Origin of the sequence: Mycobacterium sp. 852002-51152_SCH6134967 (assembly GCF_001667105.1) — a bacterium.
GTDB lineage: Bacteria > Actinomycetota > Actinomycetes > Mycobacteriales > Mycobacteriaceae > Mycobacterium > Mycobacterium neumannii_A.
This window is the reverse complement of the sequence record NZ_LZIK01000036.1, coordinates 18,133-39,347: the sequence shown is the minus strand read 5'-3', so window position 1 is coordinate 39,347 and position 21,215 is coordinate 18,133. Positions and strand designations below refer to the sequence as shown.

23 protein-coding genes are annotated in these 21,215 nt (G+C 66.7%); 9 read left to right on the top strand and 14 right to left on the bottom strand.

Annotated features, from left to right (window positions below):
• Nucleotides 1-5 precede the first annotated feature (5 nt).
• The gene (locus A5790_RS11485) at nucleotides 6-1,826 is read right to left on the bottom strand and encodes an amidohydrolase family protein (protein ID WP_066843802.1); all 1,821 of its coding nucleotides are present in this window, start codon (nucleotides 1,824-1,826) and stop codon (nucleotides 6-8) included.
• 124 nt (nucleotides 1,827-1,950) lie between these two features.
• On the opposite strand from A5790_RS11485, the gene A5790_RS11480 reads away from it, so the two are divergent.
• From A5790_RS11480 to A5790_RS11465, 4 genes are all read left to right on the top strand, one after another.
• On the top strand, nucleotides 1,951-2,862 hold the full coding sequence (locus tag A5790_RS11480) for a dienelactone hydrolase family protein (RefSeq protein ID WP_066843799.1): 912 nt from the start codon (nucleotides 1,951-1,953) through the stop codon (nucleotides 2,860-2,862).
• Nucleotides 2,863-3,303: 441 nt separating this feature from the next.
• Complete coding sequence (locus tag A5790_RS11475) at nucleotides 3,304-3,702, top strand: hypothetical protein (protein WP_064394150.1); 399 nt, start codon at nucleotides 3,304-3,306, stop codon at nucleotides 3,700-3,702.
• Between the two features lie 254 nt (nucleotides 3,703-3,956).
• Nucleotides 3,957-4,415 carry a hypothetical protein gene (locus A5790_RS11470; protein WP_066843797.1) on the top strand — a complete coding sequence of 153 codons (459 nt, stop codon included), beginning with the start codon at nucleotides 3,957-3,959 and terminating at the stop codon, nucleotides 4,413-4,415.
• The gene (locus A5790_RS11465) at nucleotides 4,412-5,110 is read left to right on the top strand and encodes an HAD family hydrolase (RefSeq protein ID WP_066843789.1); all 699 of its coding nucleotides are present in this window, start codon (nucleotides 4,412-4,414) and stop codon (nucleotides 5,108-5,110) included. The genes A5790_RS11470 and A5790_RS11465 overlap by 4 nt, the downstream gene beginning before the upstream one ends.
• A 13-nt stretch (nucleotides 5,111-5,123) precedes the next feature.
• Here the strand turns inward: A5790_RS11465 and A5790_RS11460 are convergent, their stop codons facing one another.
• The 4 genes from A5790_RS11460 to A5790_RS11445 form a co-directional block, all read right to left on the bottom strand.
• On the bottom strand, nucleotides 5,124-6,224 hold the full coding sequence (locus A5790_RS11460; protein WP_066843787.1) for a hypothetical protein: 1,101 nt from the start codon (nucleotides 6,222-6,224) through the stop codon (nucleotides 5,124-5,126).
• A 95-nt stretch (nucleotides 6,225-6,319) separates the two neighbouring features.
• Nucleotides 6,320-7,594 carry a cytochrome P450 gene (locus A5790_RS11455; RefSeq protein ID WP_066844161.1) on the bottom strand — a complete coding sequence of 425 codons (1,275 nt, stop codon included), beginning with the start codon at nucleotides 7,592-7,594 and terminating at the stop codon, nucleotides 6,320-6,322.
• A 98-nt stretch (nucleotides 7,595-7,692) separates the two neighbouring features.
• On the bottom strand, nucleotides 7,693-8,196 hold the full coding sequence (locus A5790_RS11450; protein ID WP_066843785.1) for a nuclear transport factor 2 family protein: 504 nt from the start codon (nucleotides 8,194-8,196) through the stop codon (nucleotides 7,693-7,695).
• A 248-nt stretch (nucleotides 8,197-8,444) separates the two neighbouring features.
• On the bottom strand, nucleotides 8,445-8,885 hold the full coding sequence (locus A5790_RS11445; RefSeq protein WP_369829784.1) for an SRPBCC family protein: 441 nt from the start codon (nucleotides 8,883-8,885) through the stop codon (nucleotides 8,445-8,447).
• A gap of 118 nt (nucleotides 8,886-9,003) precedes the next feature.
• Between A5790_RS11445 and A5790_RS11440 the strand changes: the two genes are divergently transcribed.
• Entirely contained in the window at nucleotides 9,004-9,885 is an 882-nt protein-coding gene (locus tag A5790_RS11440) for a TIGR03854 family LLM class F420-dependent oxidoreductase (RefSeq protein ID WP_066844159.1), read from the top strand.
• Nucleotides 9,886-9,902: 17 nt separating this feature from the next.
• Here the strand turns inward: A5790_RS11440 and A5790_RS11435 are convergent, their stop codons facing one another.
• Together A5790_RS11435 and A5790_RS11430 are read right to left on the bottom strand one after the other, a co-directional pair.
• Nucleotides 9,903-10,247, bottom strand: coding sequence for a hypothetical protein (locus tag A5790_RS11435; protein WP_066843780.1), 345 nt, complete (start codon nucleotides 10,245-10,247; stop codon nucleotides 9,903-9,905).
• Nucleotides 10,248-10,313: 66 nt separating this feature from the next.
• Nucleotides 10,314-10,523, bottom strand: coding sequence for a hypothetical protein (locus tag A5790_RS11430; RefSeq protein WP_066843777.1), 210 nt, complete (start codon nucleotides 10,521-10,523; stop codon nucleotides 10,314-10,316).
• A 198-nt stretch (nucleotides 10,524-10,721) separates the two neighbouring features.
• Here A5790_RS11430 and A5790_RS11425 point away from each other — a divergent pair, with 198 nt between their 5' ends.
• A complete protein-coding gene (locus A5790_RS11425; RefSeq protein ID WP_066843774.1) occupies nucleotides 10,722-11,609 on the top strand; it encodes a cyclopropane mycolic acid synthase family methyltransferase in 888 nt (295 codons plus the stop codon).
• On the opposite strand, the gene A5790_RS11420 is transcribed toward A5790_RS11425, so the two are convergent.
• The 3 genes from A5790_RS11420 to A5790_RS11410 form a co-directional block, all read right to left on the bottom strand.
• Nucleotides 11,606-11,785 (bottom strand): hypothetical protein, encoded by a 180-nt coding sequence (locus A5790_RS11420; protein ID WP_231987754.1) that lies wholly within the window; start codon nucleotides 11,783-11,785, stop codon nucleotides 11,606-11,608. The genes A5790_RS11425 and A5790_RS11420 overlap by 4 nt on opposite strands.
• A 56-nt stretch (nucleotides 11,786-11,841) precedes the next feature.
• Nucleotides 11,842-13,677 carry an MFS transporter gene (locus A5790_RS11415; protein WP_066843770.1) on the bottom strand — a complete coding sequence of 612 codons (1,836 nt, stop codon included), beginning with the start codon at nucleotides 13,675-13,677 and terminating at the stop codon, nucleotides 11,842-11,844.
• 214 nt (nucleotides 13,678-13,891) lie between these two features.
• A complete protein-coding gene (locus A5790_RS11410; protein ID WP_066843767.1) occupies nucleotides 13,892-14,269 on the bottom strand; it encodes a thiol-disulfide oxidoreductase DCC family protein in 378 nt (125 codons plus the stop codon).
• Between the two features lie 44 nt (nucleotides 14,270-14,313).
• Between A5790_RS11410 and A5790_RS11405 the strand changes: the two genes are divergently transcribed.
• Complete coding sequence (locus A5790_RS11405; RefSeq protein ID WP_066843764.1) at nucleotides 14,314-15,264, top strand: threonine/serine dehydratase; 951 nt, start codon at nucleotides 14,314-14,316, stop codon at nucleotides 15,262-15,264.
• Nucleotides 15,265-15,283: 19 nt separating this feature from the next.
• Here A5790_RS11405 and A5790_RS11400 read toward each other — a convergent pair whose 3' ends face one another.
• Nucleotides 15,284-16,750, bottom strand: coding sequence for a peptide MFS transporter (locus A5790_RS11400; protein ID WP_066843761.1), 1,467 nt, complete (start codon nucleotides 16,748-16,750; stop codon nucleotides 15,284-15,286).
• Nucleotides 16,751-16,971: 221 nt separating this feature from the next.
• On the opposite strand from A5790_RS11400, the gene A5790_RS11395 reads away from it, so the two are divergent.
• Together A5790_RS11395 and A5790_RS11390 are read left to right on the top strand one after the other, a co-directional pair.
• Entirely contained in the window at nucleotides 16,972-18,324 is a 1,353-nt protein-coding gene (locus A5790_RS11395; protein WP_066843758.1) for a hypothetical protein, read from the top strand.
• Nucleotides 18,325-18,650: 326 nt separating this feature from the next.
• The gene (locus A5790_RS11390) at nucleotides 18,651-19,382 is read left to right on the top strand and encodes a L,D-transpeptidase family protein (RefSeq protein WP_066843755.1); all 732 of its coding nucleotides are present in this window, start codon (nucleotides 18,651-18,653) and stop codon (nucleotides 19,380-19,382) included.
• Here A5790_RS11390 and A5790_RS11385 read toward each other — a convergent pair.
• Genes A5790_RS11385 through A5790_RS11375 form a run of 3 tightly spaced genes read right to left on the bottom strand, consistent with a single transcriptional unit; the run spans nucleotide 19,379 to nucleotide 21,211 of the window.
• Nucleotides 19,379-20,068 (bottom strand): sterol desaturase family protein, encoded by a 690-nt coding sequence (locus A5790_RS11385; protein ID WP_066843752.1) that lies wholly within the window; start codon nucleotides 20,066-20,068, stop codon nucleotides 19,379-19,381. The genes A5790_RS11390 and A5790_RS11385 overlap by 4 nt on opposite strands.
• Nucleotides 20,065-20,787 carry a FadR/GntR family transcriptional regulator gene (locus A5790_RS11380; protein ID WP_066843749.1) on the bottom strand — a complete coding sequence of 241 codons (723 nt, stop codon included), beginning with the start codon at nucleotides 20,785-20,787 and terminating at the stop codon, nucleotides 20,065-20,067. Before A5790_RS11380 ends, A5790_RS11385 begins: the two co-directional genes overlap by 4 nt.
• Nucleotides 20,788-20,839: 52 nt before the next feature.
• On the bottom strand, nucleotides 20,840-21,211 hold the full coding sequence (locus A5790_RS11375; protein WP_066843743.1) for a nuclear transport factor 2 family protein: 372 nt from the start codon (nucleotides 21,209-21,211) through the stop codon (nucleotides 20,840-20,842).
• Nucleotides 21,212-21,215 lie beyond the last annotated feature (4 nt).

Below are 21,215 nucleotides of genomic sequence, written 5' to 3'. Positions count from 1 at the left end.
TATCCTCAACCGACACTGGCCAATTCCCCTTCCTGCTCGACGAGCGCGGGCGCCTTGTGCGCTGCGCGCAGGAACCGTCCGGTCCGCCGTTTGCCGACGAGATCGGTCGGCTTGCCGTCGAGGAAGACCGCGCGGCCGCCGACGAATACACCCGAGACAGTGTCGTCGTTGCGGTTGACCATTCGCGACAGCCCGCCGTAATGGTCGACGCGCTCTTCGGCGTAGCGGTCCAGCGAGTCGTCGAGGTGCGCGGGGTCGACGATCACGATGTCGGCGCGGTCGCCGATACGCAGGTGCCCGGCGTCCAGGCGATACCAGTCGGCGAGCTCACCGGTGAGTCGGTGCACCGCGTGTTCGACCGTCATGAACGGCTTCCCGGCGCGTTCGGCGCTGTACACGTGGCGCAGCAACCGCAGACCCATGTTGTAGAACGCCATGTTGCGCAGGTGCGCACCGGCATCCGAGAAGCCCATCTGGATACCGGAATCTCCGGCGAGCTTCCTGAGCACCTCGGGGCGATGGTTGGAAATCGTGGTGCGCCAACGCAGCGCCGCGCCGTGTTCGAGCACCAGGTCGAGGAAGGCGTCGACGGGATGCACGCCGCCGCGCTCTTGACCGACCTGTCCGAACGACTTGCCGACGATCGATGCGTCCGGGCACGCGACGATCTCGGCGTCGAAGAAGTCACGCTGCCACACCCGGATACCGAGCTTGCTCTCGTACTCCTTGCGGAACCGGCGCCGGTAGGCCGCATCGCGCATGAGCTCGTTGCGCTCGACCTCGTCGCGAAGATGCAGCGCCGCCGCGCCCGCGCCGAATTCCTCGAAGACCACCAGATCGATGCCGTCGGCGTAGACCTCGAAAGGGACCGGCAGATGCTGCCAACGGAAGTTGCCGCCGAGCCTGTTGACCAGCCGCGCGGCCGGACCGAGCGCGTGGATGCTGTACGGGTTCGATTTCACATCCGCGGCCGACAACAAGCTGGTTTTGAGCGGATTGCGGATGAGGCCCAGCGACTGCGCCAGCTGCGAGCCGAGGTTGAGCGGGTTCTCGATGTCGGGGCCGGACTGCAGAACCCGGCCTGCGCGTCGCAACAACGCCTTCAACCTACGCAGCTCGCGTGGTTTGGCGTAGGTCGACGGCAGGGTCCTCGACCGGCACACGTCACCGTCGAGCTTGTCGAAAAGCAGCTGCTGCGAGGACATTCCGACGAATCCGGCTTCCAGCGCCTCGGACAGCCAGCGCTCCATCTGAGCTTGCTCGGCCTTGGTGGGGCGCTGGTCCTTACGCGTGGCGCGGTCGAGTCCCATGGTCGCCGCGCGCATGTCGGAGTGACCGATGAATGCCGCGATGTTGGGGCCGAGCGGCCGGGATTCCAGCGCCTGGATGTATTGCTCGCAGTTCGACCAGGTCTTGTGGTCTTCGACCGCGGCGATCACGTGGTCGCGGGGAATCGCCTCGACCCGACCGAAGATGTCACCGGCGTCGCTGGCGTCGACGCGCACCGTCGACAGCGAGCAGGACCCGAGCATCACAGTGGTCACACCGTGCCGCAGCGACTCCGCGAGGGCGGGACCGTTGAGCACTTCGACGTCGTAGTGGGTGTGGATGTCGAGCATGCCGGGCAGGACCCACTTACCCGTCGCGTCAATGACTTGCGGGCACCCGGTCGCGTCGAGATCGTTTTCGCTGGCCGCCACCACACGACCCGCGCGGATACCGAGGTTGCGGATCGCCGACGGAGCGCCGGTGCCGTCGAACCAGCGGCCGTTGCGGATGATCGTGTCGTAGGTCACCCCGCCATAGAACAGCCCAGCGGTTGCCATGTCAACGAAATGTGTGAACAGATTCGTGAACTTGTCTACTTTGCTTGCTGACGTGCATGTATCCGCGATGTTGCGGCCCGTGCGAGGGTTCCGGCGGTGTCCGTATCGGGGCATACTCGCTGGGATGACCCCCATCCAGCGGTACATCGCCGAAGAGATCGCCACCGACCACGTCGACGGTCTGCTGTCCCGGCGGGAGGCGCTGCGCCGGCTGGCGCTGCTCGGCGTCGGCACCGCGGGCGCCACCGCGTTGTTCGCCGCATGCGGCCAGAACCGGGAGCCGACGGCCGACGCCCCGGCCACGTCGAGCGGCGCCGCCACGGCCAGCGCCCCGCCGCCCGGCAGCGAGACAGCGGTGGCGACCACACCGGTGACGTGGGCCGGGCCTCGCGGTGAATTGCAGGCCGCTTGGGCCCAGGCGCCGGACGTCCGCGGCGGCGTGCTCGTCATCCACGAGAACAAGGGACTCAACGACTACATCCGTTCGGTGGCGGGTCGCTTCGCCGGAATCGGCTACTCAGCGCTGGCGATCGACCTGCTCTCGGCGCAGGGCGGGACATCGACGTTCGCCGATCCCGCGGAGGCGACCGCGGCGCTGGGCAAGATCCCGCCAGAGGAAGGGGTCGCGGATCTGAAATCGGGCATCGACGAACTGCAACGCCGAGTGCCCGGGAAAAGAGTCGCGGCCGTCGGCTTCTGCATGGGCGGCGGGTATGTGTGGCGGCTGCTGGCCTCCGGCGAGCCCAGGCTGTCGGCAGCAGTCCCGTTCTACGGACCCACACCCGACAACCCCGACTTCTCCGGGTCGAAAGACGTTGCCGTGCTGGGAATCTACGCGGCTCAGGATCAGCGAGTGAACGCCACCGAACCCGTCGCACGGGCGGCACTCGAAAAAGCCGGTCTGGTGTTCGAGTTGGTCACTGAACCCGACTCCAACCACGCGTTCTTCAACGACACCGGCGAGCGTTACAACGCGACCGCCGCTGCCGACGCGTGGCGTCGTGTGCAGGACTGGTTCACCCGCTACGTCGCCTGATCCCATTCCCGCGACCGTGCGCGTCTGCACACGACACGCCGCGGAAAAGCAGCCGTTTGCGCACCGTCGCCGGCCGACGAGTGTGCGCAAACCCCGCCACAGTCCGCACATTCACCGGTAGTTCGTCTGCCCGCCAACGACTCGTCAACGCCAGCACACGGCCCACGGTCACATTCAGCGCACGCGCGACGTGCAGATCGCCAATTCCTACGGTCCGCGCTCGGGTGGCATGCGCACACCGGTCGATCGCCTCGGCGCCGAGTACCGCACGCTCGTCGGCCCGCGACGGTGCACAAAGTGCGGACCGAACGCGGCGTGTCGTGTGCAGACCCGCACGCTCGCGCATGAGTGGGTAAGTGGGTAGGTGGGTAAGGCAAGAGGATGGTGCACGCTCGCCGAAAGGGGGCACGCGAACGTGTGGCCTTGGCCTACGATCCGGAGATGATCAGGTCGCTGATGGTCGGGGTCTTCACCGTCGCCCTGAGCTGTGCGTCGGTCACCGCGACGGCAGCCGCGGACCCGGACGAGCCGCCCTGCTCCTTCACCCTTTCCGCTCCGCACGTCGTGCACGTGTCAGGAACGGACATGGTGGCGGTGACGATGTCGCCGTCGAACTGCGATGGCGGCACGCCGTATCAGTCGATCGCCTGCGTCGAGCTCCAAGGCAATGCGGGGCCGGAGAACTGTGTGCAGAACAACGGGCTGTTGACAGCGCGAGCGTACTACTCGCCGTATCAACCGGGCGCGACGTACGTGGCGACGGGTCGGGGTTGCTCGACGTCGGGCAATCCGCCCGAGCCGGTCTGCGAGCCGTCCGGACCGTTGACCGCGACGCTCTAGCATCGCCCAACGGGAATCCTGAGTTCCGCTCCGCAACAACGCTTTTCGTTGCCCGAACGGGTGGATTCGTCGGCCGACGAGGCCGAATTTCCTGCCAGACATCCGCGACCGCGCCGACATCGAATCAGCAAGCGCTCCCTTCATGGCCGCCCCTAACTGTCTGACCATCGGCCGTTTAGCCGGATGGCTGCCCGGGCACACGCAGAATTAGCGGGTTCGTCAACGAGCCGGCTCGACAGACCAGAGGAGCCGACATGGATAACAACGCCATCGTGTGGATCATCGTCGCCATCGTTCTGATCGCCGCGATCGTGGCGGTGGCGCTCCTGGCGCGCAACGCGCGCAACAAGCGACGCCGCATGGAAGCCGATCGGCTCCGCACGGAGGTCGACGAAAAGTCGCATCATCTCCGCAAGCGCGAGACCGTCGCGCAGGAAACCGAGGCACGCGCCCGTGCCGCACAAGCCGAAGCAGAGGCGAAAGCCGCCGAGGCGGCCCGGCTGCAGGATGCTGCCCACACGCACCGCAATGCGGTCAACACCAAGCGCGACGAACTCGACGAACAACGCGCCCGCGCCGACGCCCTGGACCCGGAGACGCGAACGTCCGACTCGGTCGCCGATCCGTCGACCACCAAGACCGATGGTGTGCGAGACGATCGAACCACGCGTCCCGACCCGAACCGGGCCCCCGAGCAGCACCACCGCTCGTGACCGAAGAAGCCAAGACCGCATCGGCCGTCCTCTTCGATATCGACGGGACGCTGGTCGACTCGAACTACCTGCACGTGCATGCCTGGTATCGGGCGTTCGAGGAGGTCGGTCACCCGGTCGAGGCCTGGCGCATCCACCGCTCCATCGGGATGGATGGCACGACGCTGGTCAACACGCTGGGAGCAGAGGCTGACGAGGAGACCCGTAGCCAGGCCGAGGATTTGCATTCGCGCTACTACAAGGAGTTGGCGCCGCACCTGAGGCAACTGCCGGGCGCACGCGGACTGCTCGAAGCGGTGCACAAGCTCGACATCCGGGTCGTGTTGGCGACCTCGGCACCGGAAGAGGAGCTGTCGGTGCTGCGCGAGGTGCTCGACAGCGACCACCTCGTATATGCAGTGACCTCCTCGGAGGATGTGGACACCGCCAAACCCGAGCCCGACATCGTCGAGGTCGCTCTCGAACGCGCAGGGGTGCCGGCCTCGCATGCCGTCTTCGTCGGCGACACCATTTGGGACGTGGAAGCCTGTAAACGCGCAGGTGTCGACAGCATCGCAGTGCTCAGCGGGGGAGTCTCCCGCAGTGAGCTCGAAAAGGCCGGAGCGCAGCGGGTTTTCGGGCACGCGCTGGAGCTCTGCCAACATCTCGACGACACACCGATCGCCGCGCTGGCCAACATCGTCGGCGCCCGCTGAGCCTCGCCCGGCGTCAGCGGGGCAGCGCGTAGCGCAAGATCGCGGCGACGCCGTCGGCCGGATCGATGCGCTCGTCGGTGCGGATCAACGCAGCTCCGGTGTTGATCGCCGCCATCGGCAGCGCCTCGTCGACCCGCAGGGTCTGGCTCGGGGCCGTGCCGAGCTCGGAGAGGACGTTGGCGTTCGGCGCGATCGTGGTCAGGTCATCGCCGGCCACGACGGTCGCGTCGCCGACGTCACCGATGATCAGGGTGTCGACCGCGCCCGCCCGCAAGGCCGCCGTCACGCCGTCCAGCCCTTCGGTCGCCATGCCCTCGCCGCGCCCGAGCTCGGCGGTGAAGCGTTGTGCGGCGTCGTCGATTGCCGCCGCGCGGCGACGCTGAAACTCCTGGTCGATCTCGTCCTGCAGGTCGGCGTCGTCGAAACCGCTGTGCCGCGCCCCGACGCCCACGTCGACCACCAGCGAAGCGGCCCGCTCGGGTAGTTCCGCGATCAGGTCGGTGCGCGACTGGACCTCGCCGACGACGAATACGACTTCGGGTCTGGCGTCGTCGACCAGCGTGGTCAGCTGGCTTGCGACCGCCCGGATGTTCTGTTGGCGCGCCTCATCGCTGGTCCGCTGCGGATCGCCATAACCCGGTGTGTCGGCGCCCGAAGCCTTGTGCACCGGGTAGGCGTGCCCGTCGACGGTGTCCGAGACCGCGGTGCCCTCGCGATACAGCGTGATGTCGCCGCCCTCGTAGTCCACGATCACCACGGCGTACGTCGGCCGGTCGAGGCCGTGCTCGACGACCGGGACGATGTAGGGCAGTGCCGACACCCGGACGACAGGCTCGATGGGCCGAATGAGGTGTTCGTTGACCAGGACACCGTCGGCGCTGGCCACGACCGCGCGACCGCTGGGCCCGACGGGGGGAGCCGCATCCGTGATGGCCTGCTCGATGCTCTCCGTCACCGCCGGATCAGCGCCCTGCTCCTCGAGCTGTTCACGCAGCGCCCGCCACTTCAGGTCCATCTGGGCCGCCGCGTCGGCGGTGTTGTGGGAATCGTCGAAATACACCGACGCATACGGGCCGTTCGAAGTCAGCAGGGTACGAAAGTGTTCGGGATGCATAGCCGTTGGTTACCCATGGAGCGCCTGACGACACAAGCGATCGGCCAACCCGCGAACCATGTCACCGCCTGCGGCGCGACCCAGCCGTGACGAGCTCAGCGAGGCGGTGTCCAGGACACCGGCAGGCGCTTGATGCCGTGGATGAACGGCGACAGTAACCGCGCCGGTTCCTCGGTGGCGGAGATGTCGGGTATCTGCCGGTGCAGTTCCTCGAAGACGACGCTGATCTCGCGCCGGGCGAGGTTGGCGCCTAGACAGAAATGCGCTCCACCGCCGCCGAATCCGGCGTGCGGATTGGGGCTTCGTGTCACGTCGAACGTCCAGGGGTCGGCGAACTTGTCCTCGTCGCGGTTCGCCGAGCAGTACCACAGCGTGGCCTTGTCTCCGGCAGACATCGTGACGCCGCTGAGTTCGCAGTCTTCGGTCAGGGTGCGGCGCATGTAGTTCACCGGGAACGCCCACCGAACGATCTCCTCGACGGCGGTGGGGGCGACGGTCTCGTAGTCCGCCCACCACCGCTCGCGTTCGCGCGGGTAGCGGGTGAGCGCGAGCACGCCGTGGCTGATCGCGTTGCGGGTGGTCTCGTTGCCGGCCACCACCAACAGGATGAAGAACGATGCGATCTCGGCCGATGTCAAACGTTCCCCGTCGACTTCGGCTTCGACCAGCGCGGTCGTCAGATCCTCCTGCGGGTGGGCGCGACGATCTTCGGCATGTGCGGTCGCGTAGGCGCCGATGTCCATCGCGACCTTGACGAACTCCTCGTAGTCCTGCGCGATGTCTTTGTCCCCGAAGCCGAGAATCACGTTGGTCCAGTGGAAGATCTGCTGATGGTCGTCCTCGGGGAGGCCCATCATGTCGCAGATCACCTGGAGCGGCAGCGGTCCGGCCAACTCCGCGACGACCTCACCGTGGCCGTCGGGATGTTCGGCGATCATCTCTTCGACGAGGCGCCGGGCGCGGTCTCTGACCGAGGCCTCGGTGCGTGCGACCACCCTGGGCGTGAAAGCCCGGCTGACGATGTTGCGCAGCCGAAGATGACGCGGATCGTCCGTCACGATCATCGAGCCGAAATACTCGGACAACTCCGGGTTCGCGTCGTTGATGGTGATGCTCGGACTCGAGCTGAAGATATGCGGATGTCTGCTGGCGTACCAAACGTCGTCGAACTTGGTGATCGCCCAGTGGCCGGGACCTTCGGCCACACCGGGGGTTTCCAGCGGTGCGTGAAACGAGACCGGCGCTTCGCGGCGCAGCGTGGCGAAAGCGCCGTCACGGAAGTCGTCGGGTTGCACCCAGAACTTCCAGGAACCCAGGTCGACCTCGGACAACGGCACCTCGGGCGGCGGGGTGCCGTTGGCCCTGATCATGTGCGCGCCAAACGTGGGCGGTGTCGCGGTGTCCACTCGTCCGAGGGTAGGCCGATATTCGCCCGGGGAAGGCCGATCTGCCCGCGTGGCCAAATTGATTACGACAACTGCCAGTTCATGTTCTTGGCGAACACGCGGGCCTCGTCGGAGATGGTGCCCAGCTCGTGACAGCGCTGGATGTAGCCCTGCACCATCACCAGGAAGTTCATCGGGTTGTAGGCGTCTTCCTCGTAACTCCACTTCCCGTCACCGGCGTACCTGAGCACCGTGATGACCGGTGTGCCGTGCACGCTGCCGTCGCCCGGATCCTTCATCGTGTTGACGTTGCGGTTGATCACCCAGCCCTTGTCGACGTCGATCGAATACCACTCGACCGGATAGAAGGGCATCTCGCTGCCGGGGAATGTGTTCATCGTCGAGACGATCCAGTCGCGGATGCTCTCTCGGCCGGACATGTCGCCCAGGGCGTGCTCGATGTAGGTCGCGTCCTCGGTGAAGTGATCGGCATAGCTCGACCAGTTCCACGTCTTCCCGATGTCGACGACCGCGTCTTGATAGGCGCGGAACGCCTCGTCGATCTCCTCACGTGACCACTGACCCATTGCAGGCTCCTCGGCTCGCGGCGTACCTGGCATGTGTTCTATCAAAGGTGTCGGCCCCACCGGGGCGGATTGACACACGGTGCGGCCCGTCTGGCCGACGCAGGAGTGCCCACCGAACTGCATGTGTACCCGGGTTGCCCCCACGCGTTCGAGGCCCTGGCCAGAAACGCCGGCGTCTCGCAGCGGGCGATCAGCGATCGCGTCCGGCGCCTGCGCAGCCTGTAATCCGCTGGCGGACAACGTTTCTGTCAGCTGCCCTCGGGCGTCTCGACCACCGCCTTGATGCGCTCGAGCGTCTTGCGCATGTCGCGGATGTTGCGCCTGCGCCGAAGCTGGCCTCCGAACACTGAGAACAGCTTCATCAGCAGCGAGTCATTGAGCCGGAAAGACTCGGTGACATCAGTACCGCCGTCGACGGGGGTGAGCCGGTAATGCCAGTTGTTTACGGGCTTGTCTCCGATGAGCACCGCGAAGCCGAATTCCCTGTTCGGTTCGCAGGCCGTCACCTCACACGTCGTCCAGTAGACGGGCCCGATCTCGTTGCGTTTGACGTGGCCCCGGAACCGGGCGCCCAGCGCGGGACCGGTGGCACCACCGAGCCACTCGGCCTCCATGACTTCGGGGGAGAACTTGCCGGTGTTTCGCACATCGGCGATCAGGTCCCAGATCCGCTCCGCCGGCGCCGCCATCGACACCGTCACCGCTCCGTCCACCGTTTCCTCGCTCTCTGGCAAGCGTTTTCGAGAACCCTAGCGCCCCGTGGACCGAAGCCGCCCCGAAAGCACGAGTAAGTACGATGGCGGCGACGTGAAAATTCGATTCGGGATCGGGCTCGGCGCTGACATCGGGCCGCAACAGCTGCCGGACATCGTCGACCAGCTGGAAGACACCGGCGTCGATTCGCTGTGGTTTTCCGAACTCGTGTACTCCGAGGCCGTCGATCCGTTCGTCGGAATGGCTTTCGCTCTGGCCCGCACCCGCAGCTTGAAGGTCGGTACGTCGGTCGCGGTGCTACCGGGACGGCACCCAGTGCTCGTCGCCAAGCAGCTGGCCTCGCTCGCGGCGTTGGCGCCCAAACGGGTGCTCCCGGTCTTCGGGTTGCGGTCCGCCATCGCCGCAGAACGCGAGATCTTCGTGGTGCCCGACGGGGCGCGCGCCGCGGTGTTCGACGAGGCGCTGCGGCTGCTTCGTGCGGTGCTCGAACACGACGACGTCTCGTTCGACGGCGCCTATTACACGGTCTCGTCGGCGGCGGTGGCACCCCGGCCCGTCAAGCCGCTCGACATCTGGCTGGGCGGGTCCGCCCCCGCCGCGTTCCGGCGCATCGGTCGTCTGGGCGACGGTTGGCTCGGCAGCTTCGTCACTCCCGCCGAGGCGCGCCGAGCCCGAGAGGCGATTCAGCGCGCGGCCGAGGACGCCGGGCGAGAGGTCGAGCCGGACCACTTCGGCATCAACCTGGCCGTCGCCGACGGCGCAGCGTCGCCGCAGATGCTGGCGGCGATCAGCCGGCGCCGGCCCGATGTCGACCCCTCCGAGCTGATCGCCGACGGCTGGCCGCAGCTGCACCGGCAACTCGACGCCTATCTGGACGCCGGCCTGACCAAATTCGTCATCCGTCCAGCGGGGCGCATCGCGATGGCCGAATTCGTCGACCAGTTCGTCGTTGAGCTGCTCCCACGGCAGAACTGACCGTCGCCGCGACCGCCTCATCGCGACGAGATGTCGCCGTACAGGTCGGGCCAGGGCGGCCGTCGCACCATCGCCACCCCGGCGAGCGCTGAGGTCACCAGCCCGACCAGGATCCCGGCCAGGGTGATGCGGGTCGCGTCGACCGCTGGTCGCCATACCGCGTCGCCGTCCTTGATGACGAACACACCGGCCGGCCTGCTCGTCACCTTGACGTTCGGCTCACCGCCGCGCCGGGCTCGGCCGCGGACTTCGGCGACGGGGATGACGGTGGTGCCGTCGGCCGTCGCGTAGGGCTCTCCGAAGACGCGCGAGGCGTCGGGATCGAAGTCGAGGCCCTCGAGCAGTTCCGCACGTAGATCCATGCGTCATGCTTACTACCCGCAGGCGAGCGAGGCAGCGGATCTCGCGACGAGGCGCGACGCGGTGGGTTATTCCAGCGGCAGGTCGTCGTCGGGGATCGGCACCTCGATCGCCTGATCGACCAGATCAGCCTCGTTGGCGTCCCACGTGCGTTCGCGGGAGATCGCCGAGGTGTCCTGCCAGGTGTCCTGGTCGTCCGGGTACACCGGGGTGCGCTGGTCCGCCACGTCGGCTTCGGGAATGGCATCGCCGAACGCGAGGCCGTCAGGTGTGCTCATGATCGGTCTCCGTTCTCGTTGAGGGTTACCCGTATGGGGTCCAACTTTAGTGCGGGCGGCAGCCGTGCGGCGATACACACGCTTGACCAGGGCAATGACGGCTGCACCCAGGCGTTGTGCGTAAACTGCCTGCGACGGGGGAGGCTCTCGAACCGTGCGGAGCTTCGACCTGACCCAATTCGACGCCAGGGGCTGACCGTGCCAGAAAAAACCACCGATACCGCCCAGGACCTCACGCCGCATTTCGAGGATGTGCAGTCGCATTACGACTTGTCCGACGAGTTCTACCGGCTGTTCCTGGACCCGACGCAGACCTACAGTTGTGCCTTCTTCGAGCGCGACGACATGACCCTCGAGGAAGCCCAGCTCGCCAAGATCGATCTATCGCTGGGCAAGCTTGGCCTGCAGCCGGGTATGACGCTGCTCGACATCGGATGCGGTTGGGGCGGGACGATCAAGCGGGCGTTGGAGCGCTACGACGTCAACGTGGTGGGCCTGACGCTCAGCAAGAACCAGCAGGCCCACGTCCAGAAGGTGCTCGACGGCATCGACAGCCCCCGCAGCAAGCGGGTCCTGCTCCAGGGTTGGGAGCAGTTCCACGAACCGGTCGATCGCATCGTGTCGATCGGCGCGTTCGAGCACTTCGGCCGCGACCGCTACCCCGAGTTCTTCAAGATGGCATACGACGCGCTGCCCGCCGACGGAGTGATGATGCTGCACACCATCGTCAAGCCCGACGATGAGGAGTTCGCGGAGCGCGGTCTGCCGCTGACCATGACCAAGCTCCGGTTCTTCAAATTCATCATGGACGAGATCTTTCCCGGCGGGGATCTGCCCCAGCCCGTCGCGGTCAAGAAGCACGCGACCCAAGCAGGATTCAAGGTGGGCCTGGTGCAGCCGTTGCGGTTGCATTACGCCCGCACGTTGGACCACTGGAGCGCCGCGCTCCAGGCCCACAAGGACGAGGCGATCACGATCCAGTCCGAAGAGGTGTACGACCGGTACATGAAGTACCTGACCGGCTGCGCCGACCTGTTCCGCGAGGGCTACACCGACGTCTGTCAGTTCACCCTGACCAAGAGCTAACGCCGACGCAGGGCCCGCCACAGCCGCAACGGCAACAGGCCGAGTAGAGGCGCGCGCTTCCCGAGGTCGTCGGTATCGCGTTTGTTGAACGCTTTGGCGTATCTGCGCGCGTCTTCGGCGGTGGCGTATTCCTTGGCACCCTGCGCCTCGCCACACCGATCGCACTTCCACCGCATGATGCGGCCATCAGCGCGGAACGTCGGATTATGCCCGAATATGCTGCAGCCCAACGTCATTGCTGTGGTGTTCCCAGTGGCATACCGACCTTGCCACGGGGGTGTCGGGCGATTCGGTTCTCCGCCAACGCCGCCCGCATCGCCTTGCGGAACTCGCCGGGTCCCCAGTACCGCGCACCGACCGCCCTGTGCAGCTCACGTACGGACATCGGTTCGTGCTCGCTCACCGCGCGCGCGATGGTTTCGATCTCGTGGTCGAGCGCCGACTCGGGCACACCGGGCGTCGGCGGCTCACGCCATGCCCCGTACCAGCCCGCCGCCGGGCCGGGCCGATAGCGCCGCGCCTGGCTGGCTGCCCGCGCACGTTCGGTGCGCTCGGCGATGCGCGCCTGGCGGGCCGCGCGTTCCTCGTCACGCTCCGAAGGCGCTTCGGACTTCTCCTGGTCTTCGTCGGCGGTCGTCAGCGGCATGGCCAGATCTTCGAGTTTCTGGCCCTCGGCCTTCACACCGAACATCAGCTCGACGACGCCCCCGACGGCCATCACCGCCGCCCCGATCAGGAAGCTGACCGCGACGAGCCCGCGATCGCCGGATTCGATGAGTTGGCCGAACAGTAGTGGTCCGGTGATACCGCCGATGGCCGTGCCGACCGCGTAGAAGAACGCGATCGCCAAAGCCCGCGTCTCCATGGGGAAAATCTCGCTGACGGTGAGATATGCGGCGCTGGCTCCGGAAGAGGCGAGGAAGAAGCACACGCCGAGCACGGTCATGAAGACCCACACGCCGCCCGACTGAGACACGAACAGCACGGTCAGCGCCACCGCCACGGCCGCCGAACCCAGATATGCGAACGCGATCATGGGTTTTCGGCCGATTGTGTCGAAGAACCGGCCGAGCAGGATCGGGCCGGCGAAGTTGCTCAGCGCCCACAGTGCGTAGAAGATCGGGACGGTGCCCGACGCAACATCGTAGAAGCCGCTCAGCAGCGTGCCCAGGTTGAACGTGAAGGCGTTGTAGAGGAACGCCTGCCCGATGAACAGCGCGAGGCCGAGCACGGCCCGGCGGGGATACTTCGTGAACGCCACGTGGGCGATCTCCCGGAACGGAATCGCCTTGCGCTGGCGCACGGTCAGCGTGCCCTCTGGTTCTTCAAGGGTCTGCCCGGTCTCGCGTTCGACCTCGCGCTCGATCTCGCCGACGATCCGTTCGGCTTCATCCTCGCGACCGTGAATGAACAACCACCGCGGGCTTTCCGGGACGTTGCGCCGCACGACGAGAATCACGAGACCGAAGACGGCGCCGATACCGAACGCGATACGCCAACCGATGTCGGCCGGGAAGATCGCGGTGTTCAACAGCACCAGTGCGCCTGCCGCACCGCCGGCGGCGCCCAGCCAGTAGGAGCCGTTGATGATCAGGTCGACGCGGCCACGGACACGCGCGGGGATCAACTCGTCGATCGCGGAGTTGATCGCGGCGTATTCACCGCCGATACCTGCGCCGGTGAAGAACCGCGCTATGTAGAAGTACCACGGCGCGAACGCGAAAGCCGTTGCCACCGTGGCGGCGAGGTAGACCGCGAGGGTGAGCAGGAACAGCTTCTTGCGGCCGAGCCGGTCGGTGAGCTGTCCGAAGAACAAGGCACCCAGGCACGCGCCGGTGATGTAAATCGCCGCGGCGATGCCGATTTCACCTGCGGTCAACTCGATCCCGCTGCCGCTCTCCGTCAACCGAGAGGCGACGTTGCCGACCATGGTGACCTCGAGGCCGTCGAGGATCCACACCGCGCCGAGTCCGATGACGACGCGCCAGTGGAATCGCGACCAGGGCAACCGATCCAACCGGCTCGGAACCTGCGTGGTGATCGTGCCGGTTTGCACCCCAGAACTCATCGGCAGCCTCCTCGACCGTGGCCCAATCGGCTAGGGAGTACCCAACTTGTCGAAAAACATCCGGAGGCCGCCGAAGTCGCCTCAGTCGAGGAGGCTTCGCTGAAGGAGCAGCGTGTCAAGCCATCGGTCGTGCTTGAATCCGACCGCGGTGAGCCGGCCGGCCTCGAGGAAGCCGCGGCCCCGGCGCAACGCGGCCGAGAGGGCCGCCACTGGGTCAACAGCCGACAGGATGAGATTCGCAGTACGGCGTCGTACCCGGGAAGCGGTGGCGATGACTGGCGACATAGCGGTACACCGCGTCCTGCAACGCACGGATTCCGGGGATCCGGTACACGAGAAGCGGGATCCGGGTTCCCAGCGCGGCCGCCACTGCGGCGTTCACCGCCTGTGCGCCGTCGTACACAGCGCCGGACTGGTCGTGCCATCGCGCGACGTCGAGGATCCGTGACTGCGGGATGCCCAACCGCTCGGCGACGCCCTCGCCCTGCAGCGGCGCGGTTCGCAGATCACCTGTTCGGTTCATCTTCAGGACGAAGTAGACGGCGCGGGTGCACATCCCGCAGTTGCCGTCGAAGAACAAGGTTCCGGCCATATCGCCATTGTCTCTCCGGTTTCCCTGCGGTGCACACTGGTGGGGTGGAATTGGTGACGCTCGACGACATCCAACAGGCGGCCGCTCGGATCCGGGCCTTCGTGCTGCGCACACCGCTGCTGCCCGCCCCGTGGGCCGGTGACGACGACCGGCCGCTGTGGGTCAAGCCCGAGAGCCTGCAGTCGATCGGGGCTTTCAAGGTGCGGGGTGCGTTCAATGCGATCGGCCACCTCGACGAATCCGTACGCACCAGGGGAGTGGTGGCATATTCGAGCGGGAACCACGCGCAGGCGGTGGCCTACGCGGCTGCGGTGTACGCCATACCCGCCCACATCGTGATGCCGCAGGAGACGCCGGATGTGAAGGTGGCGGCGACTCGAAGCCATGGGGCGACGGTGGTGTTGTGCGGTGCGGGACAACGGGAACGGGTCGCCGCCGAGGTCGTCGAGGAGACCGGCGGTGTCCTGATACCGCCGTTCGACCACCCCGACATCATCGCCGGCCAGGGCACGATCGGGTTGGAGATCGCCGAGGATATGCCGAGCGTCGACACGGTCCTGATACCCGTCAGCGGCGGCGGCCTCGCCTCGGGGATCGGTACGGCGATCAAGGCGATGTGCCCGAATGCCAAGGTGATCGGGGTCGAACCGGAACTGGCCGCCGACACCGCCCAGAGCCTGAGCGTCGGACATCGCGTCGACTGGTCCATCGAGGACCGCAACCGCACCATCGCCGACGGGTTGCGCTCGCAACCTTCCGAATTGACGTTCGCCCACCTGCAACGGGTGCTCGATGACGTCGTCACCGTGACCGAAGACGAAATTCGTTCGGCGGTACGCGAACTCGCTCACCGTGCACACCTGGTGAGCGAACCCAGCGGGGCGGTCGCCCTGGCCGCCTACCGTAAAGGGCCGAGCCCGGCGGGCCGAACGGTCGTCGTCCTCTCCGGCGGCAACATCGAACCCGCCCTGCTGCAGGAGATTCTGGCCGGCTAGGCGTACGGGGAGGCCGCGATCAATGCACTCCCTCCATATGGCGGCTGATCCACGGCGCGAGCGCGAACACCACCACACCGGCGGCTACCGCGACCGCACCGATGATCCCGAAGTAAGCGAACTCGTGCGTCGCCTTGTAGTAACCGGCCAACACACCGGACATCGCCGTTCCGATACCGACCGAGAAGAAGTACAGCGCCATCATCTGGGCCCGGAACGCCTCGGGCGCAAGCTTTGTGGTCGCCGACAATCCAATCGGTGACAGCATCAGCTCGCTGATCGCGAACACCGCCATCACACCGACGATGTACAGCGCGGGCACCGCGCGGCCGGTCGTGCCCGCCATCGGCAGAAACAGCAGGAACGCCACACCCATTCCGATCACGCCGTACGCGAACTTGCGCGGGGTGGTCGGGGCGCGGTTGCCGAGCCTGGTCCACATCGCCGCGAACAGCGGTGACAGCGTGATGATCCACACCGGTTCGATGGAGCCGATCCAGTTCGACGGCGCGGTCCACCCGAAGATCGACCAGTTCATCCGCTCGTCGGAGTACACGGCGAGCACGGTGAAGATCTGCTGGAACAGCGACCAGAACACGGCGTTCGCCACGAACAGCGGGATGAACGCGCGCACCCTGACGCGTTCGACGGTCGTGACGTTGGCGCTTCTCAGCATCACGACGAAATAAGTCACCGATGCCGCAACCAGGACACCGGTGGTGACGTGCGACAGGTTCGCCAGCGTCACCACGCCCGTCGCGAACACCACTCCGATGACCACAGCCCCCGCCAGCGCAATGGCCACCAACCGACCGATTGCGCTGCGTGGCAGGGGATTCGGTACGTGACGTCCGTGGTCGCCGAGATTGCGACGGAAGACGACGTACTGTGTCAGGCCGAGGGCCATTCCGATTGCTGCGGCGCCGAATCCGTAGTGGAAGCCGACGTGGGTCTGCAGCAATCCGGTGATGAGCGGACCGACGAAGGCGCCGAGGTTGATACCGAGATAGAACAACGTGAATCCGCCGTCGCAGCGCGGGTCGCCCTTGGCGTAGAGCGTGCCGAGTAGGGACGACGCGTTGGCCTTCAGCGCTCCCGAACCGAGAGCGACGAGCACCAGCCCCACGGTCACACCCGCCAGGTCGGGGATGACGGCCAGGGCGATGTGGCCGAACATCACCACGACGCCGCCGTAGAAGACGGTGCGCTCCATGCCCAACACCCGGTCGGCGATCCAACCGCCGAGCACGGTCGACAGATAGACCAGTCCGCCGTACGCGCCGACGATGCCGGTCGCGGTGCTCTGCGGGAGCCCGAGACCGCCCTCGGTGACCGAGTAATAGAGGTAGTAGCCGAGGATCGTCAGCATCCCGTAGAAGGAGAACCGCTCCCACAGCTCCACTCCGAACAGGTTCGCCAAACCGATCGGGTGACCGAGCACCGTGCGACCGCTTGGCCCGCCCTCCGTCTGCTGGACTCCTGCCATGGTTCTTCACATTGCCACGGCGACGCGTGCGCCGCGCCCGATGGCGAACAATCGACCCGGCAAAGCTGTTCGGCCTTCTCTTACAGGAGGTTCAGCGGCACAGCACATTTCGATTCCGGCCCGTGGCAGCAGCTTTCACCGCAGCGCCCACTCCCCGGGGAGGCGGCGGTGCGTCGTACTGTTACGGTCACCCCGGTAAGTGGACGTCCGAAGGGGTATGAGTGGACGCCGTACTCGGCTTGTCGGTGACACCGTCGGCCGTCGGTCTTGTCCTCGTCGAAGGGCAAGACGCCGACGGCGCAACCGTCGACCGCGAAGCCATTGAGATCCTGCCGACCCGCCGGTCGTCTCCGCGACACGCCTCCGACGAGGCCGCAGCCGCGGTGCTGCGCACCGAAGCGCTTGCCGCCAGCCGCGGTCACCGGTTGCACACCATCGGTGTGACGTGGAGCGACGACGCCCAAACCGAAGCGTCGCTGCTCCTTCGATCGCTGCGCGAATGCGGATTCGACAACGCGGTGGCGGTGCAACTGCCCGAGGCGTCGGAGGCCTTGGCGTGGGGTGTGGCCGAGTTGATCGGCAACGAGGTCACCGCGGTGTGCGTGATCGAGTACGACGCGGTCATTGCGCTGGTCGTCAACACCCGCGAGGGGGCGGTGCAGACCGCGGTCAGCCACTCGATCGACAGCGAAGAATCGTTGATCCGCTGGTTGAACACGGTGTTCACCAGGGTCGACTGGCGGCCCGAGGCGTTGGTGCTGGTGGGGTCGGGCGCGGATCTGGACGCGATCATGCCCCGGCTGGAGACCGTGTTGTCGGTGCCGGTGTTCGCGCCCGCCGAAGCCGGGTTGGCCTTGGCGCGCGGCGCTGCGCTCGCGGCGGCCGACAGCGGTCCGTCGGTGTTCGACGCCGAGCAGCCGCTCGAGCGCGCAGGCAGGCGGCCTCGACGACAGCCCGCCCATACCGGGCCGTTGGCCATGCTGGCCGCGGGGACGGTCACTTTCGTCGTATCGGTCTCGGCGGCGATCAGCATGCAGCTGGCGCCGGGCAAGGACACCACGCCCGCCGAGCCGAGCCCGGCCGCCAAATCGTCGCCCGATATCGCGGCAGCACCCGCGCCCCGCCCGGCCGTTACGCCTGTGCCCGCGGCACCGCCCGCACCGCCACCGGCCGCGATTCCGGCGCCGCCGGAGGAACCGCCCGTGGCCGTCGTCGACGTCCCCGCAGCGGTGGAGGATCCGCTGCCCGCCGCACCGCCACCTCAAGGACCCGTCGCGCCGGTGCCGCCCGCGCTGCCGCCGGAGTCGATGGCTCCCGGTCTGGTGCCTGCAGAGCCCACTCCGGTGCCCGAGCGCCGAGGCTGGTTGCAGCGCATCAGGGACCGGTTCTCCGACGTCGGCGGCGACGACCCCGCGCTCCAACAGGCACCGGCACCACCGCCCGTCGATCCCGCGCTGGCTCCACCGCCGGGGGCGCCGCTGCCGCCGCCACCGCCCGAGGCGGCCGTCACGCCACCGCCCGTGGACGTCGCACCCCCGGCCTCCGAACCCGCGCCGCTGCCGCCGCCTGGGTGACTCGCCGACCGCCTGCGGCACAATCCGGGACGCGACCCGCATAGCCCGATCGCAGCGCAGTACTGCCCGCGCCGGTTGGGCGAATCGCGAACCGATGGTGTGCTGGGGGCACTGGACCCGTCGTCGGCGGGGATTTGCCAGCCGCCAACCGAATCACGACCTCGTCTGAGGCCGATCCGGTGTGAAACGTTCTGAGCAGCGCGTTCGATAAGCGTGGGGAGTGGGTATCCGCCCGTGCTGCGACATGCGCGCGCGAGCCCGCCTTGCGATTGCCCGGGGAACTCCACGAGACGAATTAGGATAAAAGTGTGCTGAAGCTACGAAATATGCTCGCGGTGGCGAGCCTCGCGGTGCTCACCGTGGTCTCCGCCCCGACCAGTTCAGCGGGCATCGCAACGCCGAACGCAGTAGCCAGCATTCAGCCTGCCGGCCAGACGGTCGGTGTGGCGCACCCGATCACGGTGACGTTCAAGCAGCCCATCGACGACCGGGCGGCCGCCGAGCGCACGTTCGGCGTCTCCGCGCCGGCGATGCCGCCCGGTACCCAGAAGGGAACCTTCGCCTGGCTCGATGACCGTGTGCTGCAGTGGACTCCGGAGGAGTACTTTCCGGCGCATTCCACCATCACCGTGATGGCGGGCGATGCCAAGGCCAACTTTCAGACCGGCTCGGAGGTGCTCGCGGTCGCCGACATCGACGCCCATACCTTCACCGTCAGCGTCGACGGAGAAACCATGCGCGAGATGCCCGCATCGATGGGCAAGCCGGGCTTCGCGACACCCAAGGGATCGTTCACGGTGCTCGAGAAGCAGAGCCCGGTGATCATGGATTCCCGCACCATCGGAATTCCGCTGGACGATCCCGAAGGCTACAAGCTCACCGTCTACTACGCCGTCCGCATCAACTGGGGCGGCGTGTACGTGCACTCGGCACCCTGGTCGACGGGATCGCAGGGATACGAGAACGTGAGCCACGGCTGCATCAACCTCAGTCCGGACAACGCGGCGTGGTACTACGACATGGTGAGCATCGGCGACCCGGTCATCGTCCAGGCTTAGTCGCCGGGCGCGCCGACCGGTTGCGCATCGGCATGCAGGTTCTTCACCGTCGGTGAGTTCTGCACCTCGGCCGGGTCGGGATAGGTGCCGAGCACCCTGTCGGCAGTTCCCGAACTGGTCACGGTGAACCAGTAGTGCTCGTTCTTGAAGTGATGATGCCGGTGGTTGCGCCAGATCGCCCGATACAGAGCGGTTTTCGGTTTGTAGTCGCTGTGGATCAGGTAGTGCGTCCACTCGTAGACCAGCCCGAGCGTTCCGATACAGACGAGGTATGTAAGCCCTATACCCAACCGCGGGAACGCCAAGAGGCCGACCGCGACCGTCAACGGCAACACCCACGTGGCCAACGACTTCCATGGGATGAAGATCAACGGGACGTCGCGCGGATCGCTGTGGTGCGCGCGGTGCTCTCGCGCCAGCAGAGGGTCGACCGTCAACGGGCCCAGCCGTTTCGGCTTCCAGTGCAGAACGAAGACGTGGATGATCCACTCGAAGAACGGAAACAGCGCGAGCATCACCACCGGTACCATCGCATCGGTGGGCTGCCAGTCGCCGACAGCGATACGGGCTATCACCGCGGCGACGAGGGTGGCGCCGATCATCCAGGGGGAGGGGTGTTTCCAGAATTGGCGCAGCGCATCGGTGAGCGTGAAGTCCTTGCGTGCGCGCCGTGCGGTCGTGGTCATCGTTGATCCTTCAGATTGTCGAGAGCGTCCAGTAGCGCTGCGGTCGCCGGTTCGAGGAGGTCCTGGGCGGCCCGCCGGGCGCGCGCCGGATCGTGTGCGGTGATCGCGTCGGCCAACTCGCGGTATGCGTGTGGCCTTCCGACTTCTGCGGCCATCACGGTGGCCAGGGCGGGAAGCGCGGGTTCGTAGGTGGCTCGCAGCGTGTTGTACATCAGCCGGAACGCGATCGAGTCGGCCCCGTCGACGATGTGGTCCCAGAATGCCAGGGCATGGCGTTGCTGCGCGACGGGATCGTCCTCGGTGTCCAGATCTCGCAGAGTCTGATCGAGCGCTTCGGCCAGAGCGGGACCGCTGCGTTCGGCGGCCAGTTCGGCGACCTTGGGCCCGTTGTGCAACCGCGTCTCCAGGATGCTCCTGACGACGGACAGGTCGAGTTCGCCGGCCCGGATGAGCAGCCGCGGAAGGAGATCCAGACCCGCGTGGCGCCGAAAGTCGCGCACGGTGGTCGCATCACCCTGCCGCACCTCGACCAGGCCTGCTGCGGTGAGTCGCTTGAGCGCCTCCCGAACCGCGGGCCGGGAGACGCCGAGGACCTCGGCCAGTCTGCGCTCGCTGGGCAGGTGCTCGCCGGGTTGCATCTGCCCGCTGAGCACCTCGGACACGATCTGTTCGAACACGTCCTCGGGCACGGAGCGCCGATTAACCGGTTGCAGGGCCATGTGGTTAGCGTGCCACCGGACAGGCCAGAGGTCAAGTGGTCAGACCAGTGGATCAGGCTCCCGCCAGCCGCTCCTTCATGGTCTCTGCCAGGCTCAGCGTCGCCGATAACGGGCGCACCATCACGGTGAGCTCGCTGATGGCCCCGTCCTCATCGGTTCGAACGAAGTCGCATCCTTCGATGTCCTTGTCGCCGACTTTCGCCTGGAACACCAGCGCGTGGTCCCGGACGTCGGCCGCTCCGATCTCACGGACGTAACGGAAGTCCTCGAAGACCTCCATCACCGCCGCGAGGATCGTTCGCAGCGCATCGCGCCCCTCGTATGGGGTGAAGACGACGGGGCTGCGGAACACGATGTCGTCGCGGCACAGCGCGATGACGGCATCGAGATCCCCGGACTCGACCGCCCGACGAAACTCATGCACGACG

Coding starts and splice junctions, on each gene's coding strand:
- A5790_RS11485 (WP_066843802.1), bottom strand. CDS start 1,826: ATGGCAACCGCTGGGCTGTTCTATGGCGGGGTGACCTACGACACGATC.
- A5790_RS11480 (WP_066843799.1), top strand. CDS start 1,951: ATGACCCCCATCCAGCGGTACATCGCCGAAGAGATCGCCACCGACCAC.
- A5790_RS11475 (WP_064394150.1), top strand. CDS start 3,304: ATGATCAGGTCGCTGATGGTCGGGGTCTTCACCGTCGCCCTGAGCTGT.
- A5790_RS11470 (WP_066843797.1), top strand. CDS start 3,957: ATGGATAACAACGCCATCGTGTGGATCATCGTCGCCATCGTTCTGATC.
- A5790_RS11460 (WP_066843787.1), bottom strand. CDS start 6,224: ATGCATCCCGAACACTTTCGTACCCTGCTGACTTCGAACGGCCCGTAT.
- A5790_RS11455 (WP_066844161.1), bottom strand. CDS start 7,594: ATGATCAGGGCCAACGGCACCCCGCCGCCCGAGGTGCCGTTGTCCGAG.
- A5790_RS11450 (WP_066843785.1), bottom strand. CDS start 8,196: ATGGGTCAGTGGTCACGTGAGGAGATCGACGAGGCGTTCCGCGCCTAT.
- A5790_RS11445 (WP_369829784.1), bottom strand. CDS start 8,885: ATGGCGGCGCCGGCGGAGCGGATCTGGGACCTGATCGCCGATGTGCGA.
- A5790_RS11435 (WP_066843780.1), bottom strand. CDS start 10,247: ATGGATCTACGTGCGGAACTGCTCGAGGGCCTCGACTTCGATCCCGAC.
- A5790_RS11430 (WP_066843777.1), bottom strand. CDS start 10,523: ATGAGCACACCTGACGGCCTCGCGTTCGGCGATGCCATTCCCGAAGCC.
- A5790_RS11420 (WP_231987754.1), bottom strand. CDS start 11,785: ATGCGGTGGAAGTGCGATCGGTGTGGCGAGGCGCAGGGTGCCAAGGAA.
- A5790_RS11415 (WP_066843770.1), bottom strand. CDS start 13,677: ATGAGTTCTGGGGTGCAAACCGGCACGATCACCACGCAGGTTCCGAGC.
- A5790_RS11410 (WP_066843767.1), bottom strand. CDS start 14,269: ATGGCCGGAACCTTGTTCTTCGACGGCAACTGCGGGATGTGCACCCGC.
- A5790_RS11400 (WP_066843761.1), bottom strand. CDS start 16,750: ATGGCAGGAGTCCAGCAGACGGAGGGCGGGCCAAGCGGTCGCACGGTG.
- A5790_RS11390 (WP_066843755.1), top strand. CDS start 18,651: ATGCTCGCGGTGGCGAGCCTCGCGGTGCTCACCGTGGTCTCCGCCCCG.
- A5790_RS11385 (WP_066843752.1), bottom strand. CDS start 20,068: ATGACCACGACCGCACGGCGCGCACGCAAGGACTTCACGCTCACCGAT.
- A5790_RS11380 (WP_066843749.1), bottom strand. CDS start 20,787: ATGGCCCTGCAACCGGTTAATCGGCGCTCCGTGCCCGAGGACGTGTTC.